Source organism: Streptococcus oralis subsp. oralis (genome assembly GCF_002096445.1).
GTDB classification, from domain to species: domain Bacteria; phylum Bacillota; class Bacilli; order Lactobacillales; family Streptococcaceae; genus Streptococcus; species Streptococcus oralis_N.
Map to the genome: position 1 here is coordinate 85,737 of NZ_NCUK01000013.1, position 26,522 is coordinate 112,258.

23 protein-coding genes and 1 pseudogene are annotated in these 26,522 nt (G+C 36.7%); 23 read left to right on the forward strand and 1 reads right to left on the reverse strand.

Annotation, left to right across the window (positions count from 1 at the left end):
* Positions 1-6 precede the first annotated feature (6 nt).
* Positions 7-984 (forward strand): caspase family protein, encoded by a 978-nt coding sequence (locus tag B7721_RS03865; RefSeq protein WP_084877593.1) that lies wholly within the window; start codon positions 7-9, stop codon positions 982-984.
* A gap of 141 nt (positions 985-1,125) precedes the next feature.
* On the opposite strand, the gene B7721_RS03870 is transcribed toward B7721_RS03865, so the two are convergent.
* A complete protein-coding gene (locus tag B7721_RS03870; RefSeq protein ID WP_084877595.1) occupies positions 1,126-2,379 on the reverse strand; it encodes a hypothetical protein in 1,254 nt (417 codons plus the stop codon).
* 242 nt (positions 2,380-2,621) lie between these two features.
* On the opposite strand from B7721_RS03870, the gene pezA reads away from it, so the two are divergent.
* The 22 genes and pseudogenes from pezA (at position 2,622) to glf (ending at position 26,502) form a co-directional block, all read left to right on the forward strand.
* Complete coding sequence (gene pezA, locus B7721_RS03875; RefSeq protein ID WP_084877597.1) at positions 2,622-3,098, forward strand: type II toxin-antitoxin system antitoxin PezA; 477 nt, start codon at positions 2,622-2,624, stop codon at positions 3,096-3,098.
* Positions 3,098-3,859 (forward strand): annotated as a pseudogene (gene pezT, locus B7721_RS03880) (type II toxin-antitoxin system toxin PezT). The gene pezA and the pseudogene pezT overlap by 1 nt, the downstream one beginning before the upstream one ends.
* Before the next feature lie 55 nt (positions 3,860-3,914).
* Positions 3,915-4,094, forward strand: coding sequence for a hypothetical protein (locus tag B7721_RS03885; RefSeq protein WP_042769174.1), 180 nt, complete (start codon positions 3,915-3,917; stop codon positions 4,092-4,094).
* Entirely contained in the window at positions 4,095-4,658 is a 564-nt protein-coding gene (locus B7721_RS03890; RefSeq protein ID WP_084877598.1) for a hypothetical protein, read from the forward strand.
* Positions 4,645-4,878 (forward strand): ABC-three component system middle component 6, encoded by a 234-nt coding sequence (locus tag B7721_RS03895; protein WP_084877600.1) that lies wholly within the window; start codon positions 4,645-4,647, stop codon positions 4,876-4,878. The genes B7721_RS03890 and B7721_RS03895 overlap by 14 nt, the downstream gene beginning before the upstream one ends.
* Positions 4,868-6,574, forward strand: a complete 1,707-nt coding sequence (locus tag B7721_RS03900) for a hypothetical protein (RefSeq protein ID WP_084877601.1) — start codon at positions 4,868-4,870, stop codon at positions 6,572-6,574. Before B7721_RS03895 ends, B7721_RS03900 begins: the two co-directional genes overlap by 11 nt.
* 573 nt (positions 6,575-7,147) lie before the next feature.
* Positions 7,148-8,113, forward strand: a complete 966-nt coding sequence (locus B7721_RS03905) for a hypothetical protein (protein ID WP_084877603.1) — start codon at positions 7,148-7,150, stop codon at positions 8,111-8,113.
* Between the two features lie 267 nt (positions 8,114-8,380).
* Positions 8,381-8,893, forward strand: coding sequence for a GNAT family N-acetyltransferase (locus tag B7721_RS03910; RefSeq protein ID WP_084877604.1), 513 nt, complete (start codon positions 8,381-8,383; stop codon positions 8,891-8,893).
* Positions 8,894-9,179: 286 nt separating this feature from the next.
* Positions 9,180-11,147 (forward strand): peptide ABC transporter substrate-binding protein, encoded by a 1,968-nt coding sequence (locus B7721_RS03915; protein WP_084877605.1) that lies wholly within the window; start codon positions 9,180-9,182, stop codon positions 11,145-11,147.
* Positions 11,148-11,293: 146 nt separating this feature from the next.
* Positions 11,294-13,255 (forward strand): peptide ABC transporter substrate-binding protein, encoded by a 1,962-nt coding sequence (locus B7721_RS03920; RefSeq protein WP_084877607.1) that lies wholly within the window; start codon positions 11,294-11,296, stop codon positions 13,253-13,255.
* Between the two features lie 191 nt (positions 13,256-13,446).
* Complete coding sequence (gene cpsA / locus B7721_RS03925; protein WP_084877608.1) at positions 13,447-14,892, forward strand: LCP family glycopolymer transferase CpsA; 1,446 nt, start codon at positions 13,447-13,449, stop codon at positions 14,890-14,892.
* A gap of 1 nt (position 14,893) precedes the next feature.
* Positions 14,894-15,625, forward strand: coding sequence for a capsular polysaccharide biosynthesis protein Cps4B (cps4B, locus tag B7721_RS03930; protein ID WP_084877610.1), 732 nt, complete (start codon positions 14,894-14,896; stop codon positions 15,623-15,625).
* Positions 15,626-15,633: 8 nt separating this feature from the next.
* Positions 15,634-16,326: a capsular polysaccharide biosynthesis protein CpsC gene (gene cpsC / locus B7721_RS03935; RefSeq protein WP_049504884.1), complete on the forward strand. Its 693-nt coding sequence runs from the start codon at positions 15,634-15,636 to the stop codon at positions 16,324-16,326.
* Between the two features lie 9 nt (positions 16,327-16,335).
* On the forward strand, positions 16,336-17,028 hold the full coding sequence (locus B7721_RS03940; RefSeq protein ID WP_084877612.1) for a tyrosine-protein kinase: 693 nt from the start codon (positions 16,336-16,338) through the stop codon (positions 17,026-17,028).
* Positions 17,029-17,050: 22 nt separating this feature from the next.
* Positions 17,051-18,418, forward strand: coding sequence for a sugar transferase (locus B7721_RS03945; RefSeq protein ID WP_084877613.1), 1,368 nt, complete (start codon positions 17,051-17,053; stop codon positions 18,416-18,418).
* Between the two features lie 28 nt (positions 18,419-18,446).
* Entirely contained in the window at positions 18,447-19,619 is a 1,173-nt protein-coding gene (gene cps2T / locus B7721_RS03950) for a beta 1-4 rhamnosyltransferase Cps2T (protein ID WP_084877615.1), read from the forward strand.
* 3 nt (positions 19,620-19,622) lie between these two features.
* Positions 19,623-20,780, forward strand: a complete 1,158-nt coding sequence (locus B7721_RS03955) for a glycosyltransferase family 4 protein (RefSeq protein WP_084877617.1) — start codon at positions 19,623-19,625, stop codon at positions 20,778-20,780.
* Between the two features lie 2 nt (positions 20,781-20,782).
* Positions 20,783-21,781 (forward strand): Stealth CR1 domain-containing protein, encoded by a 999-nt coding sequence (locus B7721_RS03960; RefSeq protein WP_049500998.1) that lies wholly within the window; start codon positions 20,783-20,785, stop codon positions 21,779-21,781.
* Positions 21,782-21,815: 34 nt separating this feature from the next.
* Positions 21,816-22,781, forward strand: coding sequence for a glycosyltransferase family 2 protein (locus tag B7721_RS03965; RefSeq protein ID WP_084877619.1), 966 nt, complete (start codon positions 21,816-21,818; stop codon positions 22,779-22,781).
* 38 nt (positions 22,782-22,819) lie between these two features.
* Positions 22,820-23,980 (forward strand): hypothetical protein, encoded by a 1,161-nt coding sequence (locus B7721_RS03970; RefSeq protein ID WP_049501002.1) that lies wholly within the window; start codon positions 22,820-22,822, stop codon positions 23,978-23,980.
* Positions 23,977-25,389 carry a flippase gene (locus B7721_RS03975; protein ID WP_084877621.1) on the forward strand — a complete coding sequence of 471 codons (1,413 nt, stop codon included), beginning with the start codon at positions 23,977-23,979 and terminating at the stop codon, positions 25,387-25,389. Before B7721_RS03970 ends, B7721_RS03975 begins: the two co-directional genes overlap by 4 nt.
* A gap of 9 nt (positions 25,390-25,398) precedes the next feature.
* Positions 25,399-26,502 carry a UDP-galactopyranose mutase gene (gene glf, locus B7721_RS03980; RefSeq protein WP_084877623.1) on the forward strand — a complete coding sequence of 368 codons (1,104 nt, stop codon included), beginning with the start codon at positions 25,399-25,401 and terminating at the stop codon, positions 26,500-26,502.
* Positions 26,503-26,522: the final 20 nt, after the last annotated feature.

Below are 26,522 nucleotides of genomic sequence, written 5' to 3' on the forward strand. Positions count from 1 at the left end.
TAATTTATGTTAAAAAACAAGGCATTAATTGTTGGTATTGATGACTATTCTCAGGCTCCATTAGGGGGATGTGTAAATGATGCAGAGGAGATAGCGAAATTATTAGAGACAAACGAGGATGGTTCCCCTAATTTCAGTGTTAAGCTAAAACTCAATATACAAACAAAAGCAGAGTTATTGAAGAACCTTCATTCTCTATTTAAAGAAGGAGAATCTGACATTGCACTCTTTTATTTCTCAGGACATGGGACAGATGAGATGGCTGGTCAAATCGTAACACCAGATTTTAATGGCTATGATATGGGAATTTCTATGAATGATATACTTCAACTAGCAAACGCTTCAAAAAGTAGAAATAAAATTATCATTTTAGATTGTTGTTATTCTGGGAAGTTAGGAGATTTTAGTGATAACTCACCGAATGCCAATATTGGGAAAGGTGTTACTATTCTAACAGCAAGCAATCGTGATGAGGTTGCTATTGAAGATGGAATAACTGGTCATGGTGTGTTTACTGAATTACTAATTCAGGGGCTAAAAGGTGGAGCAGCAGATGTTGGTGGAAATATCACTCCAGCTAGTTTGTATTCTTTTGTAGATCAATCATTAGGAGCGTGGGAACAAAGACCTCTATTTAAAACAAATATTACAGGTTTTTTACCTATCAGAACTGTTGAAGCTAAAGTATCAAAAAAAGTACTACGGAAACTTCATCAATATTTTGCAGAAGCTACTTCAGAATTTCAATTAGATCCATCATTTGAATTTACTAATACTCCTGAAGTAACTCATGAATATAAAGAACCTTTTGCGAAAGAAGAAAATGTTGGTAAATTTAAAGAGTTACAGCTTTATGAAAGTGTAGGTTTGATCGAACCTGTTGGAGAGGAGCATATGTACTTTGCTGCTATGAATAGTAAGTCTTGCCGTTTGACACCGCTAGGTTTACATTATTGGAAATTATCAAGAGATAAAAGATTTTAAAAAGAGTCTGGGACAAAAAGATTTTGATTTTAGGAATTCTTTATTATAAATTTTAAAAATTGATAGATTATACAAAAAAAGCGAACAAGACAGAATTCTGAGTGTCAGATAACTCGTTTTGTTCGCTTTTTATATTTAAGGTTAGACTTTTGTCCTAGACTCTTTAATTATTTTTAGAGTTTCATGATAATCATGCTTTAGCTCTTTACGACCTAAGCTTACCGTCTCTTCTTGCCTTTTTGTAACAGGCTTAAATTCAATAATTGATTCATCAGTACCAAATGCAATTAGGGTTAAATCTTTAATGTTTTCATTATACCAAGTATTGTCAAGATCAGTTTCTTCTCGTTTGAGAAATTGTAATTCTGTTAAGCAAGTTTTAGCAAAATGAACAGCAGAGTAATAGTATTCTTTTACTGATTCGATGTCCTTAGATATACGATATTGTTTTAATAAAAGAGCACAGTAATTTCTAGCACAATATAGATTCCCACTCTCAAAATTTGAACCATTTTTGTAATATCTTCTAGCTTGTTCTAAAAATTTGCATTCTTTAGTTAGGCCAAATATTTGTTTATTTATCGCTGCAACAATCCCCAGTAAGTTTTCGTTTGTCGATGTAGCTAAATCTATGTTCTCATTAACGTATGATAAGGTTAAAAGCAAATTTTCTAGGGACAAATCTTTTTTATAGCGACATAATAGATATTGAGAAAGTATATCTTCATCAAAGGATAAGTTTAAAACTTGAAGATACTGATTTTCGGCTTCTTTAAACAGCATATTTTCCTTCGAATTTTCAGCTTTTTCAATCATTGTCCTTATAGATGCTCCTGCTACATGTACATTTTTATCTAATTGAACTAATGGTTTAATCTTATACAAATTAAAATCAAATACAGGACTATCAATATAATCGGTATTGGATTCTAGGCAAGAAATTAATATATCTTCTAATTTATCTTGCAGAGATTTTCTATAGTTTTCATCAGATACTATTTTCTTTCTATGATATCTTAATTGAGGATTCATTGAAATATCAAAAAATGGGTATTTGCTAATAGTTAGTTCTTCACAAAGTATAATTGTAGATTTTGGCCTCATTGCATGCCGAAGTCCCAACTCATAAATTGCATTTTGATTTAAAGTGCTTATATCAGCAATCACAATATCAGCTAAAAAAATAGATGTTATGAAGTTTTTATTAATAGCTAATGAAGTTGGAACTTCATCTCCTCGATATGCTTGTGTGGAGTAGACTGATTTTAAATGATTTCGAGATAATACAGGTTTTATAAACTTAAAATAAACATCGTCTAAATTCAGTTTTACTAAAGTTCCAGGAATTTTTTTAACCCCATATCCCATGACTACAAAGCATGTTTTATTACTCATCAATCATTCTCCTACTGATAACTATTTATTATCACTAGTATACCATAGATTCATATCTCCAATATGTTTTCGATTGTAGTTTTCTTACTTTTTTATATTCTCAAAGACTTTTTGAACAGCTTCATAGTACTTTTTCTTCAATAACTAAATATGTGGAATTCTGTCTATCGGTAACAACGCACCAAAAATGGTGCATTTGTCTTTTTTGTGCTATAATAGAAATAAATAAAAGGAGGAGTTACATGATTGGAGAAAATATAAAAACGTTACGCAAAACACATAAATTAACCCAGCCTGAGTTTGCAAAGATCATTGGTATCTCTAGAAATAGTCTGAGTCGTTATGAAAATGGGACAAGTCGAGTTTCGACAGAATTAATAGATCGTATCTGCAAGAAATTTAATGTTTCTTATATCGATATCGTAGGGGAAGAAAAAATGCTCACACCAGTAGAAGATTATCAGTTAACTCTGAAAATTGAAGTGATTAAAGAACGAGGGGCGAATATCTTAGCGCAACTTTATCGTTTTCAAGATGAACAAGGAATTGCATTTGATGATACTTCTAATCCTTGGGTTCTAATGAGCGATGATTTGTCTGATTTGATTAACACGAGGATTTATCTTGTTGCAACTTTTGAGGATATAGAGAGATTTAATGGCTATTTGGATGGCATTGAACGTATGCTAGAACAAGCTACTCATCTGGTGGTGGCTTAATGAAACTAGAAGAATTTAGTCAAGATAATTTTGAACAAGCCTCCAAACGACTCGTTCGTTCTTTAACTCGTGGAAAAACAACCTCATCTCATCCTAAGGCTGTTTTGCTCGGTGGACAGAGTGGTGCTGGGAAAACCACGATTCATCGTATTAAACAAAGGGAATTTCAAGGAAATATCATTATCGTTGATGGAGATAGTTATCGCTCTTTTCATCCGAACTACCTTGGCCTACAGGAAAAGTATGGCAAAGATAGTGTGAATTATACCAAAGTATTTGCGGGCCAAATGGTTGAATATCTCGTAGATGAATTGAGTAAACAAGGTTATCATTTGTTAATCGAGGGCACCTTGAGAACAACAGAAGTTCCTAGAAAAACGGCACAATTATTGATAACTAAAGGATATCAAGTCTCACTTGCACTAATTGCTACCAAGCCAGAATTGTCCTATCTCAGTACCTTGATACGTTATGAAGAGCTCTATACTATAGATCCTAGTCAAGCTAGAGCGACTTCCAAAGAGCATCATGATGGAATTGTAGAACATTTAGTTGATAACTTATGGGAGTTGGAAAAGGATAAACTTTTTAATCAAATTCAAATTTTTCAAAGAGATCAATCGTGTGTTTATGATTCGCAAGTAGATGAAACATAAGCAGCAGAAGTTCTACACGAATGCCTATTTGGAAAATGGAGTAAGGTGGAGGAAGAGATGTTGAAGATGAGTCAGGAACGGTTGAGAGAACTGGGGGAAGTGTGACGGTAGAACATTAATTTTCACATGGATATTTAGTATATAATATGAGAGGTAGATAATGGAAACTGTAAATACAATTTTGGGAATAGTTGGCTCGTTGTTTGGTATATATGCTACGGCAATTTCTCTTAAAAATAAGAAAGACATTGAAGTAATTATAAAAAATTCTAATAATAGTCAAAATATAGGTAATAATAGTAGTAATAATGTGCAAAATATTGGTAATAGGGGAAAATAGATGGCTAATTCTCAGAGTATTGGAAATCATAGCAATAATAATACTCAAAATTTATACATAACAAATATTGAGCAGCGTACATTGATCCCAACTGTTATTTTTCAGCTTTTAAAATATGTTGAAGGATTTCACTCTCAAAACGATGAAAAATTTTTACTTGAACAACCAGCTGAATTAAAAGCAAAATTACAATTTAATAATTCTAGGAGATATATTAGATTATTTAAAGAGGGTCTCGGTAACTATATTTTACTAGAAAATGTACTAAAAGATGAATTCACAGATAGTCAAAGAGTAGTTGAAAATATAAAGAATATTTTTATGGATCATACTCCTATAGATGCAGAAGGAAATCCGATAGTAGGTAATGGTGATGAATGTTTGAAAAAGATGCATGATGATATCAAAGAAAGAATCGCGAGAGATCCTGATTTTTTATCTAGTCAAATTGATGACCTAGAATTGGATAAATTTATTATTGCACTTCTTCAATATGGAGTCATGGAGTGTCAGATATTATTGAATCCAAATATTTATATGGGGGATAATAATGTTATTACTTGATAAAAATGCTGAGCCCAAAAAGACTATTTTTTATCTTTCAGCTATTGTACATGGCTTGATTTTAAAGAAGAAAGTCAATATAGAAAGTCTTTATATAGAACTTCAAAAAGAAATTGAAGATGAACTAAATTATGATTTTTTTATTTTAGCACTAGATTTTCTTTTTCTATTAGATAAAATAAGAGTTAATAATGAAGGAGATATTGAGAGTGTTCATTAAAAGTTTGAGTATTATCAGTAAAAATACTGATGTTGTATTGAGAAAAATAGAATTTAAAAATGGAATTAATTTTATAGTGGATTCGGAGAAGTCTGATAAGCATAATAAAGTTGGAAAAACAACATGCTTAAAACTACTGGATTTAAGTTTAGGGGCAAAAAGTAAAGATGCCATTTTTAAAGATTATGAAACACAGAGTGTTAATGAACAATTAAGATTGTTCATTGAAAATCAAAAAATCTATACTGATATGGTATTAATAGATGATTTCAACCATCCTTCTAAAGAAGTTTCTATAAAGACAGAGTTGTTTAACAGAGGTAAGCGATATATTAATGGTGAGCAAACTTCATATGATGAAGTTAACAAATATTTAAATGAATTATTATTTGAAAACAGCTCTCAAAAACCAAGTTTTAGAAGCACAATAAAGTCATTTGTACGAATTTTAATGACTAAGGATAATACTCAATTTTTAAAAGTATTAGATAATTTTTCAAATATTTCGGAATATCGTGCTATATATAATTATTTGTTCGATATTTCAGATCCTAAAAATGATTTAGAGCTTGGTAAATTAAAACAGGAATTAAAAAAAATAAAAAGTAAGGAAGAGAATTATAAAAAAACAAATACTATAGATGATGTTGTAAAAATAAAACAAATTAATGTTGCAATTGATAAAGAAATTGATCGGTTAGAAAAAGAAATAAATGATTTAGTGGATAAAAAAGCATTTGAGAAAAATAGAGTTCATATCAATAATATTAGAAAAAAATACGAGGAGATAAGTCGACAATTAAGTAAAATTGATTTTGACATTTTACAGTTACAAAAATATATCAAAGAGGCTGAGGAGAAATCCCAAAGAATAGTTAATCAAGAACTGGCAAATGACTTTTTTCAAGAGATTTCAGAATTGCTGCCTAGTATTACTAAAACTTTTTTGGATTTAGTTGAATTTAATTCCCAATTGAGTAGAAATAAATTGTCTTATTTTAATGATAGAATTCAAGAACTGATAAGAGAAAAGGAAAATAAAGAAAATATATTGACGGAATTGACTGAAAAAAATTCAGAATTTATTTCTTTAGTAGAAGAAAATAAAGTAGATTTATATTATGATAAATTAAATCAACTAAATGAGTTAAAAATAAAAAAAGTACAAAATAATTCAACAATTATTAGCATAGAAAACATTGAGGAGCAAAAACAGTCTATAGAAAAAAGACTATCTGAACTGGAGAAGACCGTTAAAAATAATGAAGTAGAATACCAGAAAAAAATGGATATTTTTAATAGTTATTTTAAGAGCGTTGCAGGTCGAATAAATAAAGAACAGCCTATCTTACTTTATAATCCCAAGACAGATGAATTTCCAGTGTCAATTGGCCAACTATCTGAAGGTACAAGTACAGGGACTAGAAAGTCCCTTATTGCTGCATACGATATTGCTTATCAACTTTTTGCTAGAAAAATTAATAAAGCAACTCCTAAATTTATTGTACATGATGTTCTTGAGAGTATTGAAGGTGATGATATTAGGGCGTTAGTTGACGAAGTGGAAAGTAATCAAATACAATATATTTCAGCGATTTTAAAAGAAAAGTTGGTATCCTCTGGGATGTCATTGGAGGAACAAAACAAAATGATTATTTTGGAACTTTCTATGAAAGATAGATTGTTTAAGAAATGAAGTGAGTTATTAAATGTTCATTGTTAAGTATTTATAATCTAAATCAGATACCTAAGATTTATTCTAAATTTTTATCTATTATAAAATGTACAAAATATTAACAATTCAAATGGTGTGAACTTTTTGGTAAAATCTAGCTCAAATCGTGTATTTTTAGGGTGAAATTCACACCATTCAAATGAAATTTATTCAAATTAGATGAAATTCTGTTTTCTGAAAATGTGGGAAAATATTGATTTTAAGCCTATCTTGAAACTTATTTAAATAGAAGTGTTTCCAACCAGGTCTTAAGAAAGCTCGTAAAGCATCACAATTTAGTAAACGTTAATTCGAGAGAATTACTATACTTGCAAAGAACACCTTTCGGGGTGTTCTTTTTTATGCTTCCTGCCATGGAGTGTTTGCTTCTCTCATCTTCTCACGGCATTGACCATGTGGTATAATGGGTTAAGGATTGTTCCTCGTTTCAGACGAGTTTATGGATTTCAGGATAAGTTCGCAGGTGAGAAGAGTATTTCTGTCAGCCTCCTATACACCTGTTAACAGCTATCCACGATAAAAGGAGATTGTAGATTGGTTTTATTAGTATTAGGGATTTTGGTTTTGCTCATTCTAATCTTAAAAAGGAAACAGAAAACTGCTAAAAAATCTGAAGGAAACGCCAAGAAAAGAAATTGGATATTAATAGGTTGCCTATCCATAGTTATCCCCATCGCAATCCTAACTGTGATTAGTCCTATTCTTGCTCTAATGGATATGTGGGGGCTGTTTGCCCATGCAAGTCGAACTGAGATTGAGCAAGCTGTGCATCGTTCTTATCAAAATTACAGTCTTACAGGACAGTTTGAGTTAGAAAAATACGAGAAAAACTATACAAGTGTGGGAGGATTTATAATCCATGGTACCTATAGTGAAAATATAGCCGGAAAAACCTATCAGGTTAAAACTCGATTTAAATACTATACTCGCTTTTCGAAAAATGAAACATATGGAAAGACAGATGCAGAGGTTGATTATAAGAATTATAAAAAAATTTATGATGTTTTCCCAGAATTAGCCTATTTAGGGATTGAGGTTAGTCCAGGCACCAGTGAATTTTTAAAAACACTGGACAGTTCAATCAAAGATCCTAAACTTCCTGATTTGAAGTATCAAGGTATTGGTTTTGAATTTAATAACCAATCTGATAATATCTATCTTTATAATGAAATATTAGAGGAAAATCAAAGCAAGGGCCAAGCTCTGCAAGGGATGTATCCAATGGATGCTCAATATCTTTTCCAAAAAGAGATTTTTATACCGACATTTGAATTTCAATATTTCGTTCCAAAAGAAAAAAGAGATCTCTTGTATGATGACTATCTTAAAGAGCTTGAAGCACTCATGAAGGAATTTTTTGCCAACCAATCCCTACCAAGAGGTCTTTATGCTGTAAAAATTGCTAAGTATGAAGAGGATAAACTTGTCAATGATAGTGGTGTTTACTATGTGAGGATTGATAATCAGCAAGTTGTAAAGCTGTTGCAAAAATTAGAGTAGGAGTTGCTAGGGCGATACCGGTCAGATATTCGTGAAATAGGTATTTTATGGAGTGCCAATTTATCATTTTTTGTATAAGGAAGGAACGAATTTATTTGAAAATGTGAAAATTCCTGCGGAAAACTTAGTAGATGGACAGGAACATATTGTCAATAGTCAGCAAGAGTTTATTACATACTATCGTAATGAGGAAAAAGGGGATCCTAAGGCGAGAATGTAAACTCTATCTAGCAATATTTTACCTAAGAAGAGAAGGGATGTTTTGTAATGATTAGTTTAGAGCTGTTGTCTGAAGAAAATAGTCTAGACGTTTATTCTTTTGAAAAAGAAAATCGAGAGTATTTTGAACGAAATCTACCTCCTAGACCAGCTAACTATTTTGATTTAGAAGGTTTTAAAGAAATTACAAGGGAATTGTTAACGGAACAAAGGAATCGGGATGTCTACATGCATCTTATCAGAGATTCGCAAGGCGTTATGGTCGGAAGAATCAATTTAAGTGTTTTAGAGAATGATCGAAAAACGGCAGAACTTGGGTATAGGATTGGGGAAAATGTTAGCAATTTAGGTTATGCTAGTGAAGCGATTAAACTCGTTTTAGACAAGGCCTTCACGACTTATGGTTTCAATAGAATCATTGTAGGAACGGCAAGAGATAATCTAGCCTCTCAGAGGGTGCTTTTAAAAAATGGCTTCACCTTTAGTAGGGTTATAGAAAATGACTTACAAATTCATAATGAGTGGGTTCATACAGCAGTATTTGAGATAAGGAGACCATAATATCATCATTTCCAGTCTATTGATAAGGTTAATGGAGTTATCAATCTTTACGGACATTTAAGAATGTTTTCTTGGATGTTTTTTTGTTTAGAATATCAAGGTGCATTTGTTAAAATTTGATTTTCCCAGTGGACAATCGTCCGCTTTTTTGCTTTTTGGTAAAAATTATATAGAAAAATCTTTAAAAAATATTTGTTAGAATTTTCTAAAAAATCTAGCGAAAGTCCTTGCTTTTATGAAAAAATAGGGTATAATGGTGAAAACACTATCTTTAAGGAGATTACTTATGAAATCGAAAAAGTGGCTCTTAGGAGCAGGTGCTGTTTTGAGTGCAGCCCTACTGTTAACTGCTTGTGGGCAAAGTGAAAAGAAAGCGGATGCTCCCAAAACATTCTCTTATGTCTACGCTATGGATCCATCTTCTTTGGATTATAGTGTGACGAGCAAGAGCTCAACCTCTGACGTTATAGCAAACGTTGTTGATGGTCTTTTGGAAAATGATAAGTATGGGAACTTAATTCCATCACTTGCAGAAGACTGGTCTGTTTCAAAGGATGGTTTGACTTACACCTACAAACTTCGTAAGGGAGTAAAATGGTATACCTCTGATGGAGAAGAATACGCTGAAGTTAAGGCCAAAGACTTTGTTACTGGGCTTAAACATGCTGCTGACGGAAAATCAGATGGTCTTTCTTTGATTCAGGATTCTATCAAAGGTTTGGCAGAGTATGTTAGTGGTGAGAGCAATGATTTCTCTACCGTAGGAGTTAAGGCTGTTGATGATTATACGGTAGAATACACGCTCAATAAACCAGAAAGTTTCTGGAACTCTAAGGTCACAACTGCAACCATGCTCCCAGTTAATGAAGAATTTTTGAATTCTAAAGGGAGCGACTACGGTGCACCAACCCCATCAGGTATCCTATATAATGGTCCTTATTTCTTGAAATCATTGACTTCAAAATCAGTCATTGAATATGAAAAGAATCCAAACTACTGGGATAAGGACAATGTCAAGATTGACAATATTAAACTAACTTTCTACGATGGATCAGACCAAGAATCTTTGATTCGTAGCTTTACACAAGGTGCTTATACAACAGCCCGTCTCTTCCCAACAAGCTCAAACTTTGAGTCAACTAAACAAGAGTACGGCGATAAGATTGTCTACAGTCCACAAGAAGCGACTAGCTACTACCTCACTGTTAACGTAAACCGCCAATCTTACAATAAAACAGCCAAAACAGACGAAGCTCAAAAAACTTCAACGAAAGAAGCTCTGCTTAACAAGAACTTCCGTCAGGCGCTAAACTTTGCCCTTGACCGTCATTCTTATACTGCTCAGTTGAATGGTGAAGAAGGTGCGAACAAGATTATCCGTAACAGCCTAGTGCCACATGACTACGTTCAAGTGGGTGAAAAAACCTTTGGAGAGTTGGCTCAGGCAGAGCTCGTTTCATATGGAGACCAGTGGAAAGATGTAGCCCTTACTGATGGTAAGGATACGCTTTACAGTCCTGAAAAAGCCAAGGCAGCCTTTGCAAAGGCTAAGGCAGAATTGCAGGTTAAGGGTGTGACCTTCCCAATCCATTTGGATATCCCCGTTGAACAAACAGATGTAATCGCGGTTCAACAAACCAACTCACTCAAGCAGTCTATCGAATCATCACTTGGCACTGAAAATGTCATTGTCGATGTCCTTCAAATGACCGATAATGAGAAATTGAGCATTACATCTCAAGCCAAGGTTCCATCCCAAAAAGACTATGACTTGAACGGAACTGGTTGGGGACCAGACTATCAAGACCCAGCTACCTACCTCAACATTCTTGATGCTAAGAAGGGTTCTGCCCTTAAACACTTGGGGATTAAGCGCGGAAATGATCCAGAAGTGATGGCTCAAGTTGGATTGGACGAATACAAGAAACTCTTGGATGACGCTGCAGCTGAAACCAGCGACCTTAACAAGCGTTATGAAAAATATGCCAAAGCTCAAGCTTGGGTATCGGATAGTTCACTTTTAATCCCAGTTGCTTCTTCAGGTGGTTCTCCAACGGTTAGCCGTACTGTACCATTTACAAAAGCTTACTCTCAAGTCGGGATCAAGGGAGACCCATTTGTGTTCAAAGGTTTGGAGTTGCAAAATGACGTTGTGACTGCAAAAGAATACGAAGAAGCCTTCAAGAAATGGCAACAAGAAAAAATCGAAACAAATGCCAAATACCAAAAAGAACTTGAAAAACACGTCAAGTAATCTATAAACAGAAAAGGAAGTTGCAGGAAACTGTGCTTCCTTTTTATTTTTAGACACCAGTTGTCATAAAGGCAGTAACTTTACATTTTTGAATAAATTTGATAAAATATGGTTATGTTATAAAAAGTGACATAAAGGAGTGAATGATGATCAAACTGAAAAAAAGACTAATCGGGACAGGTCTTGTCTTAGCGACAGGGATTTTGCTCTCTGCATGTGGACAGTCCAACACAGATACTAGCACTTATTCATCAACATTTAGTGCGAATCCAACAACTTTTAACTATCTTCTAGATTATTATGCAGATAACACTGCCGTTATTACCAATCTCGTAGATGGATTGCTAGAAAATGACAGCTATGGGAACCTCGTACCTGCTCTTGCGGAGGATTGGTCTGTTTCATCAGATGGTTTGACCTATACCTACAAGCTTAGAAAAGATGCCAAGTGGTATACGGCTGATGGTGAGGAATACGCTTCAGTCAAAGCTCAGGATTTTGTCACTGGGATCAAATATGCCGCGGACAATAAGGGGCAAGCCATGGATCTGATTCAAAATTCAATAAAGGGATTGAATGACTATGTGACGGGTGTGACCAATGACTTTTCAACTGTCGGTGTCAAAGCCTTGGATGATTACACAGTCGAGTACACTTTGACTCGACCAGAACCGTATTGGAATTCAAAGACAACCAATAGTATCCTTTTCCCAGTCAACGAAGAGTTCTTGAAATCAAAGGATAAAGATTTCGGTACCTTGACACCAGACAGTATCCTTTATAACGGTCCCTATCTGTTAAAAGATTTCACATCAAAATCTTCGATCGAATATGTGAAGAATCCACACTATTATGATTATGATAAAGTAACCATTGAAAAAGTTAAGTTAGCTTACTTTGATGGGTCAGATCAGGAGATGACCATTCGAAACTTTGAAAGTGGTGCTTACTCGATTGCAGGAGTCTATCCAAATAGTTCGAACTATGCTAAGACAAAAGAAAAATACCAAGACAATATCGTCTATAGCTTACAAGATAAGACATCTTGGTACTTTAACTTTAACGTCAACCGCAAAACCTATAATCATACCGCTAAAACAACGGACGAACAAAAGAAATCTGCTCAAACAGCGATTTTAAATAAAAATTTCCGTCAAGCTATCAACTTTGGTATTGATCGAACAGCCTACTCTGCTCAATCTAACGGTGAAGAAGCAGCGAGCAAAACCCTTCGTAATACTCTAGTTCCTCCAACATTTGTCCAGGTGGGAGATAAGACCTTTGGAGAAGTAACAGCTTCTAAGCTTGTGAACTACGGAACTGAGTGGTCAGGTATCAATTTGGCAGATGCTCAAGATGCCTACTTTAACAAGGAAAAGGCCCAAGCAAGATTTGCGGAAGCTAAAAAGGAATTGGAAGCCCAAGGCGTGACTTTCCCAATCCATTTGGATGTCCCTGTTGATCAGACGAATAAAAATGCGGTTTCTGGTATGAACTCGGTTAAACAAACCCTTGAAACAGTACTAGGTTCTGACAATATCGTCATTGATGTTCAACAGCTTTCTACAGATGACTTTGGGAATGTTGCCTTCCTAGCACCAAATCCAGCAGCTCGTGACTACGACCTAAACTTTGATGGTTGGGTTGGTGATTACCAGGATCCATCAACTTATCTAGACCCCTTCAATGCTGAAACAGGCTTCTATCTCAAGATTTTTGGTCTTGATGCCAAGGAAGACCAAGAGCTCATTAAGAGTTTGGGGCTCGATACCTATACACAACTCCTGAAAGAAGCAGATGCTGAGAATAAAGATGTCACTAAGCGTTATGAAAAATACGCTGAAGCTCAAGCTTGGATGATTGACAATTCTCTAGTTATGTCTGCTATGTCAAATGGTGGTACAGCCTCTGTAACCAAAGTAACTCCGTTTACACGTGCCTACTCCCTAGTGGGAATCAAGGGTGACGGAAATAATTATAAGTACATGAGATTACAAAAAGACCCTGTTACCAAGAAACAATTTGATGAAGCCAAGGCTAAGTGGGAAGAAGAAAGTAAAAAAGCTATCGAAAAGAGCCAAAAAGAGTTTGAAAACCACGTAAAATAAGATTACAGACAAGGTTGCCCCTGAGCGCCTTGTCTTTTTGTGCAGAATGGCATTCGGAACTTTGCTTATATTTCAGAGCAACTTAAGAGAACAAAAGCGAATGAAAACGCTGAAAATAGCAAGGATGGATGGAATTTCCATCATGATTGTGATATAATATTTATAACTATTAACGTGTATAGGGGATTATCATGAGTAGACGTTCAAAGAGAGCTCGTTCTGGCAACATGAAACGAAATATTAACATAGTCTTATTAACCATTTATCTACTGTTGGGTGGTTTTTTGCTGTTCTTGATTTTTAGACACAACATTTTAGCCTTTAGATACCTGAATATTATTTCTGCAGTTCTCGTTTTATTAGCTGCTTTAGTAGGACTACTGCTGATTGTTTATAAAAAATCTGAGAAGTTTACGGTCTTCTTTTTGACGCTTGCCATCGTAGTTAGCTCCGTTTCTCTCTATGCTTTGCAACAGTTTGTCGGTTTTACCAATCATATCAATGCGACTTCAAACTACTCAGAGTATTCGATGAGTGTGGTCGTTTTGAAAGATAGTGAAATCAATAATGTGGCTCAGTTAGAGAGTGTAAAAGGTCCGACTGAAACAGATAATGATAATATCCAAAAGTTGGTGGCAGATATTAAGACGACACAGAGTAAAGACTTGATAGTTGAACAGAGTACTTCTTATCTAGCAGCTTATAAGAGTCTGCTTTTTGGCGAAACGAAAGCAATTGTCTTAAATAGTGTCTTTGAAAATATCATTGAAGCAGAGTATCCAGATTATGCTTCAAAAATCAAAAAAATCTATACAAAACAATTAACTAAGGATGTTGCGGCACCAAAGGTATCGAAGAATAAAGCTTTCAATATTTATGTGAGTGGTATTGATACCTATGGTCCGATTAGTTCCGTTTCGCGTTCAGATGTAAATATTTTGATGACAGTGAACCGTGATACCAAAAAAATCCTTCTGACTACAACGCCTCGAGATTCCTATGTTCCGATAGCGGATGGGGGAAATAATCAAAAGGATAAATTGACCCACGCTGGGATTTATGGAGTGGACTCGTCGATTCATACCTTGGAAAATCTCTATGGGGTGGATATTAACTACTATGTGCGCTTGAACTTTACCTCTTTCTTGAAGTTGATTGACCTTTTAGGTGGCGTTGATGTCTATAATGATCAGGATTTCACTTCTTTGCATGGCAAGTACCATTTCCCTGTTGGGAATGTCCATCTAGACTCTGAGCAGGCTCTTGGTTTTGTCCGTGAGCGCTACTCTCTAGCAGATGGAGATCGCGATCGTGGTCGGAACCAACAAAAGGTTATTGTAGCTATTATTCAGAAGTTGACGTCAACTGAGGCTTTGAAGAACTATGACAATATTATCCAAGGATTGCAAGATTCTCTTCAGACCAACATGCCTTTGGAAACCATGATGGATCTAGTCAATACTCAATTGGAGAGTGGCGGGAACTACAAAGTCAACTCTCAAGACTTGAAGGGAACTGGACGCACGGATCTTCCTTCATACGCTATGCCAGATAGCAACCTCTATATGATGGAAATTGACGATAGCAGTTTAGCTGCTGCTAAAGCTGCTATCAAGGATGTGATGGAGGGCAAGTAGCATGATAGATATCCATTCGCACATCGTTTTCGATGTGGATGATGGTCCAAAGTCGATAGAGGAAAGTAAAAAGCTTCTTAGAGAGGCCTACAGTCAAGGAGTACGAACAATTGTTTCCACTTCGCATAGACGAAAAGGGATGTTTGAAACTCCTGAAGAAAAAATCGCAACCAATTTTTTGAAGGTGCGAGAAATGGCTAAGGAAGTTGCGGATGACTTAATCATTGCCTATGGGGCAGAAATTTACTATACGCCGGATGTTGTTGAGAAGTTGGAAAAGAAATTAATCCCAACCCTCAACGATAGTCGCTATGCTTTGATTGAGTTTAGTATGAATACGCCCTATCGAGAGATGCATAAGGGGCTGAGTAATATTCTAATGTTAGGCATTACACCCGTCATTGCCCACATTGAACGTTACGATGCTTTAGAAAATAATGAAAAGCGCGTGCGAGAGCTGATTGATATGGGATGTTATACTCAGGTTAATAGTTCTCATGTCTTGAAACCTAAACTCTTCGGAGAAACTTATAAATTCATGAAAAAGAGAGCCCAGTATTTCTTGGAACGAGATCTGGTTCACGTGATAGCAAGTGACATGCATAACTTGGATCACAGACCTCCTCATATGGAGGAAGCCTATGATATCATTGCTAAAAAATACAGTGAAGATAAGGCTAAGGAACTTTTTAAGGATAATCCCCGAAAAATAATAATGGATCAATTGATTTAGGAGAAAAAATGAAAGAACAAAATATGATGGAAATCGATGTATTTCACTTGCTTAAAATCCTTTGGAAACGAAAATTGTTAATTGCTTTGGTAGCATTCGTGACAGGGATAGTAGCATTTGCCTATAGTAGTTTTATTGTGAAGCCGGAGTTTACGAGTACGACCCGAATTTATGTGGTCAATCGTAATCAGGGAGATAAGCCTGGCTTGACTAACCAAGATTTGCAAGCAGGATCTTACTTGGTAAAAGACTATCGCGAAATCATTCTTTCGCAAGACGTTTTAGAGAAGGTTGCGACTGATTTGAAACTAGAACTCCCTCCAAAAGGTCTAGCTAGTAAAATCAAGGTAACAGTTCCAGTGGATACGCGTATTGTATCTATTTCTGTTACAGACCGTGCACCTGAGGAAGCTAGCCGTATCGCCAACTCTTTGAGAGAGGTTGCGGCTCAAAAGATCATCAGCGTCACTCGCGTTTCGGATGTGACAACACTTGAAGAAGCACGCCCTGCAACATCGCCATCTTCACCAAATATTCGTCGCAATACCATGGTTGGATTTCTTGCGGGGGCGGTTGTGATGGTTGTCGCAGTGCTCCTAGTTGAGCTCTTAGATACACGAGTGAAACGTCCAGAAGATATTGAGGACGTGATGCAAATTGCACTATTGGGAGTAGTTCCAAATTTGGATAAATTGAAATAGGAGAGAAAAATGCCAACGTTAGAGATTGTACAAAAAAAATTAGATTTGGCAAGAAAAGCTGAAGAGTATTACAATGCACTTCGTACCAATATACAGTTGAGTGGGAATAACTTGAAAGTGATTGCGATCACGTCTGTGAAACCGGGTGAAGGGAAGTCAACTACTTCTACAAATATTGCTTGGGCTTTCGCGCGTGCGGGCTATAAGACGCTGTTAATAGATGCCGATATTCGTAATTCTGTCATGTCAGGTGTTTTTAAATCACGCGAGAAGATTACTGGACTAACAGAGTTCTTATCTGGGACGACAGACCTATCACAAGGCCTATGTGATACCAATGTTGAAAACTTGTTTGTTATTCAAGCGGGTTCTATATCACCCAACCCAACAGCCTTGCTACAAAGTGAAAATTTTGCAACCATGCTTGATACCTTGCGTAAGTACTTTGATTACATCATTGTGGATACAGCGCCAATCGGAGTTGTCATCGATGCAGCTATCGTCACTCAAAAATGTGATGCTTCTGTTTTGGTAACGGCAGTAGGTGAAACAAATCGTCGTGATGTCCAAAAAGCTAAAGAACAACTCGAACAAACAGGAAAACCATTCTTAGGAATTGTGCTTAATAAACTCAATACTTCAGTTGAAAAATATGGCTCCTATGGAGCATATGGAAACTATGGGAATTATGGCAAAAAATAATAAATAGTTTAGGGAAGATATTATGGAAGAAAAGGGATTGAAGATTACTTTGGCGGCAATCCAGAGTTTTCTTGTCATTTTATTAGCATATTTACTTAGTTTTGTAAAGGAAACAGAGATTGTCAATACTTCTGTTATTATCTTGTTCATTCTTCATTTTTTTGTGTTTTATATCAGTGATTATGGGCATGATTTTTTTAAAAGAGGCTATTTAGCAGAGTTTATCAACACTACAAAGTATATCGTGTTCTTTGCTTTAGCTATCAGTATTTCGAATTTTTTCTTAGAAGATCGTTTTAGTATCTCTAGACGAGGGATGATTTATTTTTTGACAATACACTCTATTCTGTTGTATTTGTTGAATCTGTGCATTAAACGCTATAGAAAACGCATCTTTCCAAATCTCAAGGGGAGTAAGAAGATATTCTTGATAACAGCGACCTCTAGGGTTGAAAAAGTCATCGATAGGCTGATAGAGTCGGGAGAAATTTTTTGGAATTTGGTGGCGGTCAGTGTTTTAGACCGGCCTGATTTTCAGCATCAAACCTTAACCGTTGTACCTGCTGAGAACATCTTAGACTTTGCTACCCATGAAGTTGTTGATGAAGTTTTTATCAATTTACCAAGTGAAGAGTATGACATCGGGGAGTTCATCTCTCTTTTTGAAACAATGGGAATTGATGTGACAGTCAACCTGAATGCTTTCAATAACTATCTAGGTGGCGATAAAAAGATTCGCGGAATGGCAGGCTTGAATGTCATTACGTTTTCTACAAAATTTTATAAGACAAGCCACGTCATTGCTAAACGCTTCATTGATATCATAGGTTCGATTATCGGACTACTTATTTGTGGATTGGTGAGTATTGTTTTGGTTCCGGTGATTCGAAAAGATGGCGGACCCGCTATTTTTTCTCAAACTCGTATCGGAAAAAATGGTCGACATTTTACTTTTTATAAATTTAGATCTATGTGCGTGGATGCTGAGAAAAGGAAGCAAGAACTCCTTGCACAAAATACCATGCAAGGTGGTATGTTTAAAGTCAATGATGATCCTCGTATAACAAAGATAGGGAGATTTATCCGTAAAACCAGTCTAGATGAACTCCCTCAGTTTTGGAATGTTTTAATGGGAGATATGAGTTTGGTTGGGACACGTCCCCCAACAGTTGATGAGTATGAAAAATATACTCCTGAACAAAAACGTCGTCTTAGTTTTAAGCCAGGAATTACTGGTCTATGGCAGGTGAGTGGTCGTAGTAAAATCACGGACTTTGATGATGTTGTCAAGCTGGACGTGGCTTATATTGATGATTGGACCATCTGGAAAGATATTGAAATATTGTTAAAGACCGTCAAAGTGGTATTTATGAGAGAAGGGGCGAAGTGATTTGTGCCCTCAGCCTGTTAGGAGAGAAATGAAACAATCAGTTTATATTATTGGTTCAAAGGGGATTCCTGCTAAGTATGGAGGATTTGAAACCTTTGTTGAAAAATTAACCGAATATCAAAAAGACAGCAACATACAATACTATGTTGCTTGTATGCGTGAAAATTCAGCTAAATCTGGCATCACGGATGACCAGTTTGAGCATAATGGAGCCATTTGTTTCAACATTGATGTACCTAATATTGGACCGGCTCGTGCCATCGCTTACGATATTGCAGCGGTCAACAAGGCTATTGAATTGGCTAAGGAAAACAAGGACGAGGCTCCCATTTTTTACATTCTAGCTTGTCGCATCGGTCCTTTTATTTCTGGGCTTAAGAAAAAAATTCGTGCCATCGGAGGCCAATTGCTAGTAAATCCTGATGGTCATGAATGGTTGCGAGCAAAGTGGAGTTTACCAGTTCGTAAGTATTGGAAATTTTCAGAGCAGCTCATGGTCAAACATGCAGATTTATTGGTCTGTGACAGTAAAAATATTGAACAATATATCCAGGAGGATTATAAGCAATATCAACCAAAGACCACCTATATTGCCTATGGGACAGATACAGCTCCTTCAATCCTGAAAGCAGAAGATACCAAAGTTCGGAATTGGTATCAGGAAAAAGGAGTTAGCGAAAATGGCTATTATCTAGTAGTGGGACGATTTGTTCCTGAAAATAACTACGAATCCATGATTCGTGAATTTATCAAGTCAAAGTCCAAAAAGGACTTTGTTCTCATCACAAATGTGGAGCAGAATAAATTTTACGACCAGTTGTTACAAGATACTGGTTTTGACAAAGATCCTAGGGTTAAATTTGTCGGGACTGTCTACGACCAAGAGCTGCTCAAGTACATTCGCGAAAATGCCTTTGCCTATTTCCATGGGCATGAGGTCGGAGGAACCAACCCTTCTCTACTAGAAGCCCTAGCATCCACAAAACTAAATTTGTTGCTAGATGTTGGCTTTAACCGTGAGGTTGGTGAAGATGGGGCAATTTATTGGAAAAAAGATGAGTTGGCACGCGTCATTGAGGAAGTAGAAGGATTTGATCAGGCAGCAATAACTGACTTGGATTTCAAGTCAAGCCAAAGAATCCTCTCAGCTTTCACATGGGAAAAGATTGTGTCAGATTATGAAGAAGTGTTTAAAGGATAGGGAATGAAACGGATTTTATACTTGCATGCTGGTGCAGAAATGTATGGAGCAGATAAGGTTTTATTGGAATTGATCAAAGGATTGGATTCCAAAGAATTTGAAGCTCACGTCATCTTGCCAAATGACGGTGTTTTAGTCGAGGCTTTGCGCCAAGTTGGAGCTAAGGTCAGCGTGTTGGATTATCCGATTTTACGTAGAAAATACTTTAATCCTAAAGGCATTGCCGATTATATTCGCTCTTATAATTTCTATGCTAAGCAAATCGCCCTCTATGCTCGACAACACAGTATAGATATGGTTCACAATAATACAGCGGCTGTTTTGGAGGGCATCTATTTGAAACGCAAGCTCAAGCTGCCTTTGATTTGGCATGTTCATGAGATTATCGTCAAACCCAAAGCTATTTCTGACTTTATCAATATGCTCATGGGACGATATGCAGACAAGATTGTGACGGTGTCCCAAGCGGTCGCTAATCATATCAAGCAGTCTCCTTTTATCAAAGATAGCCAAGTGGAAGTGATTTATAACGGTGTCGATAATACTGTCTATTATCCAATGGATGCGTCTTCTATTCGTGAAAAATTTGACATTGCGCAAGATGCACTTGTGATTGGCATGATTGGTCGGGTCAATGCTATCAAAGGACAAAATGATTTCATAGAAGCAGTCGAGCCACTTTTGGAAAAGAATGAGCAAGCGGTGGCTTTCCTAGCTGGAGGTGTTTTTCCTGGTGAAGAATGGCGCTTAGAAGAACTAGATAAGAGAATAGCTTCTTCATCTGTTGTGTCACAAATTCATCGTATTGATTACTACGATAAGACTTCTGAACTTTATAATATGTTTGATATCTTTGTCTTACCAAGTATAAAACCTGATTCCCTACCTACAGTGGTCCTAGAAGCCATGGCTTGTTCAAAACCAGTTGTTGGTTATAACAATGGGGGAATAGCTGAAATGGTAGTAGATGACAAAAGTGGTTGCTTAGTCAAACCAAATCGTCCTCAAGAACTTTCTAATGCCATTTCTCTCTTACTAGATAGTTCTGAAAAAAGAGAAAAATTTGGGCGAGTAGGATATCAGAGACAAAAAGAGCTGTTTTCTTTGGAGAGTTACATCAAGAACTTTTCGGAGTTGTATAAAACAGATAGAAAAGATTAGTTATGAATAAAATAGATTTTGTTGTTACTTGGGTTGATGGGAATGATCCTGTGTGGCAAGAAAAAAAATCAAGCTATGATGGATCGGTTAATACTTCTAAACAGAGTATGAATTCAGTCAAGGCTTACCGAGAATGGGGGACCTTTAAATATTGGTTTAGAGGAGTTGAAAAATTTGCTCCTTGGGTTAATAAGGTCTACCTCGTGACCGACCAGCAAAAGCCAAGCTGGTTAGAGTTAAACAGTGATAAATTGGTATTGGTAGATCATACAGAGATTATCTGCAATGACTACCTGCCAGTTTTTTCTGCCAATCCTATCGAAAGTAATATCCATCGGATCCCCGGACTCTCTGAGCATTTTGTTTTTTTTAATGACGATATGTATTTGACAGCTCCAGTCGAGCCGACAGATTTTTTCTCAGAGGATGGTTTACCCAAATATAATACGGCTCTTTCACCGATTATTCCTGAGCGATATGGAACGGGGAATTTTCAGATAAATGACATGGAGATTGTCACTAGCTATTTCAGTCGAAATGAAATTTTGAAGAATGGCCAATTCTTTGATCCAAAGCAGGGATTAAAAAGTATCGTTAAGTCGCTACTATACAGAAATAGTCAGTTTATCTGTGGTTTCTGGGAGAGTCATCTGCCCTATCCTCTACTAAGATCAACGATGAACTTGGTATGGGAAAAGGAAAAAGCTGTCTTGGAAAGAACCTCGGCTAGTCGCTTTAGAAATCCTTCTGATACCAATGTTTGGCTCTTTAAGTATTGGCAGATTGCCAGTGGTCAATACGCTGTCGGAAATCCTAAGTTGGGGGGACTCTTTTCTTTGGATAATGCCGGACCAGATTTTTGGAAGATACTAAATTCTGGCAAATACCAAATTATGTGTATCAATGATGGATTTAACATTCAAGACGAGGAGCAGGTGATGACAGACTTTATCAAGGCTATGGATCAACTGCTTCCAGATAGAAGTTCATTTGAGATTTAAACTGTAAAACTAAGTAAGAGAAAGAAAAGAAAATATGATTTCGGTAATTGTGCCTGTTTATAATGTGGAGGACTACCTTCATTATGCCATGGAGAGTTTGGAACATCAGACTTACAAGGATATGGAAGTCCTCTTGATTGATGACGGCTCGAGTGATGGCTCAGGACACTTGTGTGACCAGTATGCCCAGCAATATGATTGGGTGACTAGCTACCATAAGGTCAACGGTGGCTTGTCTGATGCTCGGAACTATGGGGTCTTGAAAGCCAAGGGTGACTGGATTACTTTCCTAGATCCAGACGACTATCTGGAACCCTGCGCCTTGGAACTGCTAGCAGAGCTACAAAGTCGTACCCAAGCAGATATGGTGAGTGGCAAAGTAGAGCCAACAGCTCACTATCATCGTTTTCAAAATTTTCACTTGGATCAGCTTGATTTAGACCAAGTTAAGGTCTATGACAAGGCAAAGGCTCTGACTGAGATGCTTTATGGAGACCTTGTGACGGTCTCTGCTTGTGGGAAACTCTATCGGAAAGAACTTCTTGAGAAAGCTCCCTTCCCCAAGGGGCGCATCTACGAAGACCTCTATGTTATCAGTGAGCATCTCAACCAAGTCCAATCCGTGGCCTTGTACCATCTTCCGATTTACCATTATTACCATAGACCTGGTAGCATTACTGCCTCGGCTTTCACTCCAAAACAATACGAGTTTTACGAAGCAATTGATCATTTAAAAGAGGTTGTGAATGCAACCTATCCTGAGAGTTCAGAACTCCAAGAAGCTATCATTTCACGCTTCTTTACAGGAAGTCTTCTTATCTTTACGATGATTAAGGATGGGGATTCAGTAGAATTCAAGAGACTTCAGGAGGAAACCAGGCCTTATTTGCCTCTTGTCTTGAAGAATGCTAGAGTTAGCAAGAAACGTAGGATCCTCTATGTTTTAATTACTAAGTATCCGCGGCTCTATTATCAATTTAAAAAGTTAAAAAAATCCTAAGTAAGAGTTAGGGACGAAAGAAGAAAAGGAAAAAGAAAATGTTAAAGTTAGAACGTGATAAATTGCTAATTGCAGCAGTTTTAATAGTGGTTGTCTCCATAGATATGATCAATACGTCTATGTTAGCTCCTGTTTTACCTAATATTCCTAATCTAGTTCCTTTTTTTGCGGTCCTTTTACTTGCTATGCGATTTGCTTATATTCATCACTACTCTATAAGCTATCTCATCTTTGCACCAATTCTTCTTTTTGCTGGGGGCATGGTTTACTATAAGACTGGGAACCTTAATGCATTGATGTATATGTTTCTGCTTGTCTTTCTTTACAAGGCTGAGATGGAAAGTGTACTTAAAATATACTCTGTTGTAGCCTTGTTTTTTATTGTATTGATAGTGCTCTTGGCCGTGATTGGTGCTATTCCAAACTTGCAATTTGTCCAATCACGATCTGCGGGAGTCGTTGTTCGAAATTCATTTGGCTTTATTTATCCAACTGATTTTGCTTCTCACTGTTTTTATCTATATACAGCTATATCGTATATCTTTAGAAAGAAATTCATTATTTTACGGACTGCCTTAGGATTTGGTCTGGCTTATTTCATTATTCGATATTGCGATGCGAGGCTTAATGCCGCTTCTATTACTGTAATGGCGCTCATTTTTCTGTACTTTTATTTCCGAAATGATAAACAGCGACGGCTTTTTGCTTTACTTCCTTTATCGGCTGGTATAGCGTCTTCAGTAATGATTTATCTCTCTTCTAAATTTACCTGGTCTCATCCAATGTATGTGGCTCTAAACAATTTTTTTAGTATGAGATTACACCTAGGACATGAGGCACTAAAAAAATATGCAGTGCAGTGGTTTGGGATTCGGGGCATATCATTTATCGGTTATGGGGGGCGTACAGAATCCGTTTTGAGCTACGACTATGTAGACTCTTCCTACGTTCAGATGCTCTTTACCTATGGTATGATTCCAGTTCTCTTATTGGTCGTGTTATACATAGTTAGGTCTTGGTCTCTTTATCGCAAAAAGAATTATTTGCTATTGACGGCCTTATCCTTAATAGCAGTCAACTGTATGTTTGAGGCCTTCTGGGTTCGCCCGTCTTATAATATTTTTATGTTTACTCTATTTGCAACCTTGCCAGTTATTGAATTTGAATCGAAGAAATCTACAACGAGGAACTCCTTGTGAAAGTATTAAAAAATTATTTATATAATCTTTCTTATCAGCTGTTAGTAATCGTTTTACCAGTCATTACTACACCCTATATTACTCGGGTTTTCTCCTCGGATGATTTGGGGTCATACGGATACTATAATTCTATCGTGACTTATTTTATCCTACTGGCGACGCTGGGAGTAGCCAATTATGGGACAAAGGAAATTTCCGGCCATCGTAAGGAAGTCGAAAAGACCTTCTGGGGTATTTACAGTTTACAAGTCCTTTCAACCTGTTTAGCAGTTACGCTTTATATCATTGTCTGCTTACTTGTGCCGTCGATGAACAATCCAATTGCCTATATACTTGGCTTTAGTTTGCTGTCTCGTAGTTTTGATATTTCTTGGCTTTTTCAAGGGTTAGAAGATTTCAAAAAAATCACAGCTCGTAACACAATGGTCAAACTTCTAGGTGTTGTTTCGATATTCCTATTTGTTAAGAAACCATCCGACTTGTACTTGTATATCATCCTCTTGGTTGCCTATGATCTACTAGGTCAGTTGAGTATGTGGCTTCCTGCTCGGGAGCACATTCGCAAGCCGCATTTGGATATAGCCTATGCCAAAGAGCATATCAAACCAGTCATTCTCTTGTTTCTGCCACAGATTGCCATTTCACTCTACATCACGCTAGATCGCACCATGTTGGGTGCCTTGTCTTCGACCAAGGATGTCGGGATCTATGATCAAGCCTTGAAATTATTGAATATTTTGTTGACTTTGGTAACGTCGCTTGGTAGTGTTATGTTGCCTCGGGTCTCCAATCTCCTCTCATCAGGTAATCAAAAGGCGGTTAACAAGTTACATGAAATGTCTTTCTTAGTGTATAACTTGGTTATCTTCCCGATGATTGCGGGGATTTTAATTGTTAACAAAGATTTTGTCAATTTTTTCCTGGGGCAAGACTTCCAAGATGCTCGCTATGCGATTGCCATCATGGTCTTTAGAATGTTCTTTATTGGCTGGACTAACATAATGGGAATTCAAATCTTGATTCCTCACAATAAGAATCGTGAATTTATGCTGTCAACAACTATTCCAGCTATTTTCAGTGTGGGCTTGAATCTCCTCTTAATCCCACCTCTGGGCTATATTGGAGCTTCAATTGTATCTGTTGCGACTGAAGGTTTGGTCTGGCTGATCCAACTCTACTTTACACGTTCGTACCTAAAAGAGGTCAAGATCCTTCCATCTATGCTAAAAATATTTTTAGCTGCTCTCTTGATGTACGGCGCTTTGTATTCTGTACAAGCTTTCATGCACTTCTCGTCTGTTGTGAATGTCTTGATCTATTCTCTGCTTGGCTTCCTAGTCTACGGTGGCTTGGTTTTGGTCTTACGTGTCTTGGATTTTCAAGAACTAAAAAGTGTCTTAAAGAAATAAGGAGATTTTATGTACGATTATTTGATTGTCGGTGCTGGCTTGTCAGGTGCAATCTTTGCCTACGAAGCCAACAAACGTGGCAAGAAAGTGAAGGTGATTGATAAACGAGAACACATTGGTGGGAATATCTATTGCCAATCTGTTGAAGGAATCAATGTCCACAAGTATGGGGCTCATATCTTCCATACATCCAATAAAAAGGTCTGGGATTATGTCAATCAGTTTGCGGAGTTTAACAATTACATCAATTCTCCCATTGCCAACTATCAAGGACATCTTTACAATCTGCCTTTTAACATGAATACTTTCTATGCTTTGTGGGGGACAAAGACACCCCAAGAAGTCAAGGACAAAATTGCTGAGCAGACGACACACATGCAAGATGTTGAGCCAAAAAACTTAGAGGAACAAGCCATTAAGTTGATTGGTACAGATGTTTATGAAAAGCTAATCAAGGGCTACACCGAAAAGCAATGGGGGCGTTCTGCTACTGAACTACCACCTTTTATCATCAAGCGTTTACCTGTTCGATTGACTTATGACAATAATTATTTCAACGACCGTTACCAAGGGATTCCAATTGGTGGTTACAATGTCATCATCGAAAAGTTGTTGGAAGGAATCGAAGTAGAGCTTAATACAGATTTCTTTGCTGATCGGGAGAACTTGGAGGCTTCAGCAACTAAGATTGTCTTCACAGGGATGATTGATCAGTTCTTTGACTACAAGTTTGGTGAACTTGAGTATCGTAGTCTCCGTTTTGAGCATGAGATTCTGGACCAAGAAAATTATCAAGGAAATGCCGTAGTCAACTATACTGAACGTGATATTCCCTATACGCGAATCATCGAACACAAACATTTTGAGTTTGGGACTCAAGCCAAGACCGTTATTACTCGTGAATATCCAGCAGATTGGAAAAGAGGAGATGAACCTTACTATCCAATCAATGATGCCAAAAACAATGCAATTTATGAGCAGTATCTAGCAGAAGCTGAGAAAAATGGGCGCGTTATTTTCTGTGGGCGCTTGGCAGATTATAAATACTATGATATGCACGTGACTGTTGAACGTGCATTGGATGTGGTAGAAGAAGAACTAGGGAGTATCTAAGAACATCACGGATAAAGGGG

Coding starts and splice junctions, on each gene's coding strand:
- cpsC (WP_049504884.1), top strand. CDS start 15,634: ATGAAAGAACAAAATATGATGGAAATCGATGTATTTCACTTGCTTAAA.
- B7721_RS03970 (WP_049501002.1), top strand. CDS start 22,820: ATGTTAAAGTTAGAACGTGATAAATTGCTAATTGCAGCAGTTTTAATA.
- B7721_RS03890 (WP_084877598.1), top strand. CDS start 4,095: ATGGCTAATTCTCAGAGTATTGGAAATCATAGCAATAATAATACTCAA.
- B7721_RS03870 (WP_084877595.1), bottom strand. CDS start 2,379: ATGAGTAATAAAACATGCTTTGTAGTCATGGGATATGGGGTTAAAAAA.
- cpsA (WP_084877608.1), top strand. CDS start 13,447: ATGAGTAGACGTTCAAAGAGAGCTCGTTCTGGCAACATGAAACGAAAT.
- B7721_RS03920 (WP_084877607.1), top strand. CDS start 11,294: ATGATCAAACTGAAAAAAAGACTAATCGGGACAGGTCTTGTCTTAGCG.
- cps4B (WP_084877610.1), top strand. CDS start 14,894: ATGATAGATATCCATTCGCACATCGTTTTCGATGTGGATGATGGTCCA.
- B7721_RS03955 (WP_084877617.1), top strand. CDS start 19,623: ATGAAACGGATTTTATACTTGCATGCTGGTGCAGAAATGTATGGAGCA.
- B7721_RS03960 (WP_049500998.1), top strand. CDS start 20,783: ATGAATAAAATAGATTTTGTTGTTACTTGGGTTGATGGGAATGATCCT.
- glf (WP_084877623.1), top strand. CDS start 25,399: ATGTACGATTATTTGATTGTCGGTGCTGGCTTGTCAGGTGCAATCTTT.
- B7721_RS03915 (WP_084877605.1), top strand. CDS start 9,180: ATGAAATCGAAAAAGTGGCTCTTAGGAGCAGGTGCTGTTTTGAGTGCA.
- B7721_RS03865 (WP_084877593.1), top strand. CDS start 7: ATGTTAAAAAACAAGGCATTAATTGTTGGTATTGATGACTATTCTCAG.
- cps2T (WP_084877615.1), top strand. CDS start 18,447: ATGAAACAATCAGTTTATATTATTGGTTCAAAGGGGATTCCTGCTAAG.
- B7721_RS03885 (WP_042769174.1), top strand. CDS start 3,915: ATGGAAACTGTAAATACAATTTTGGGAATAGTTGGCTCGTTGTTTGGT.
- pezA (WP_084877597.1), top strand. CDS start 2,622: ATGATTGGAGAAAATATAAAAACGTTACGCAAAACACATAAATTAACC.
- B7721_RS03945 (WP_084877613.1), top strand. CDS start 17,051: ATGGAAGAAAAGGGATTGAAGATTACTTTGGCGGCAATCCAGAGTTTT.
- B7721_RS03965 (WP_084877619.1), top strand. CDS start 21,816: ATGATTTCGGTAATTGTGCCTGTTTATAATGTGGAGGACTACCTTCAT.
- B7721_RS03910 (WP_084877604.1), top strand. CDS start 8,381: ATGATTAGTTTAGAGCTGTTGTCTGAAGAAAATAGTCTAGACGTTTAT.
- B7721_RS03895 (WP_084877600.1), top strand. CDS start 4,645: ATGTTATTACTTGATAAAAATGCTGAGCCCAAAAAGACTATTTTTTAT.
- B7721_RS03940 (WP_084877612.1), top strand. CDS start 16,336: ATGCCAACGTTAGAGATTGTACAAAAAAAATTAGATTTGGCAAGAAAA.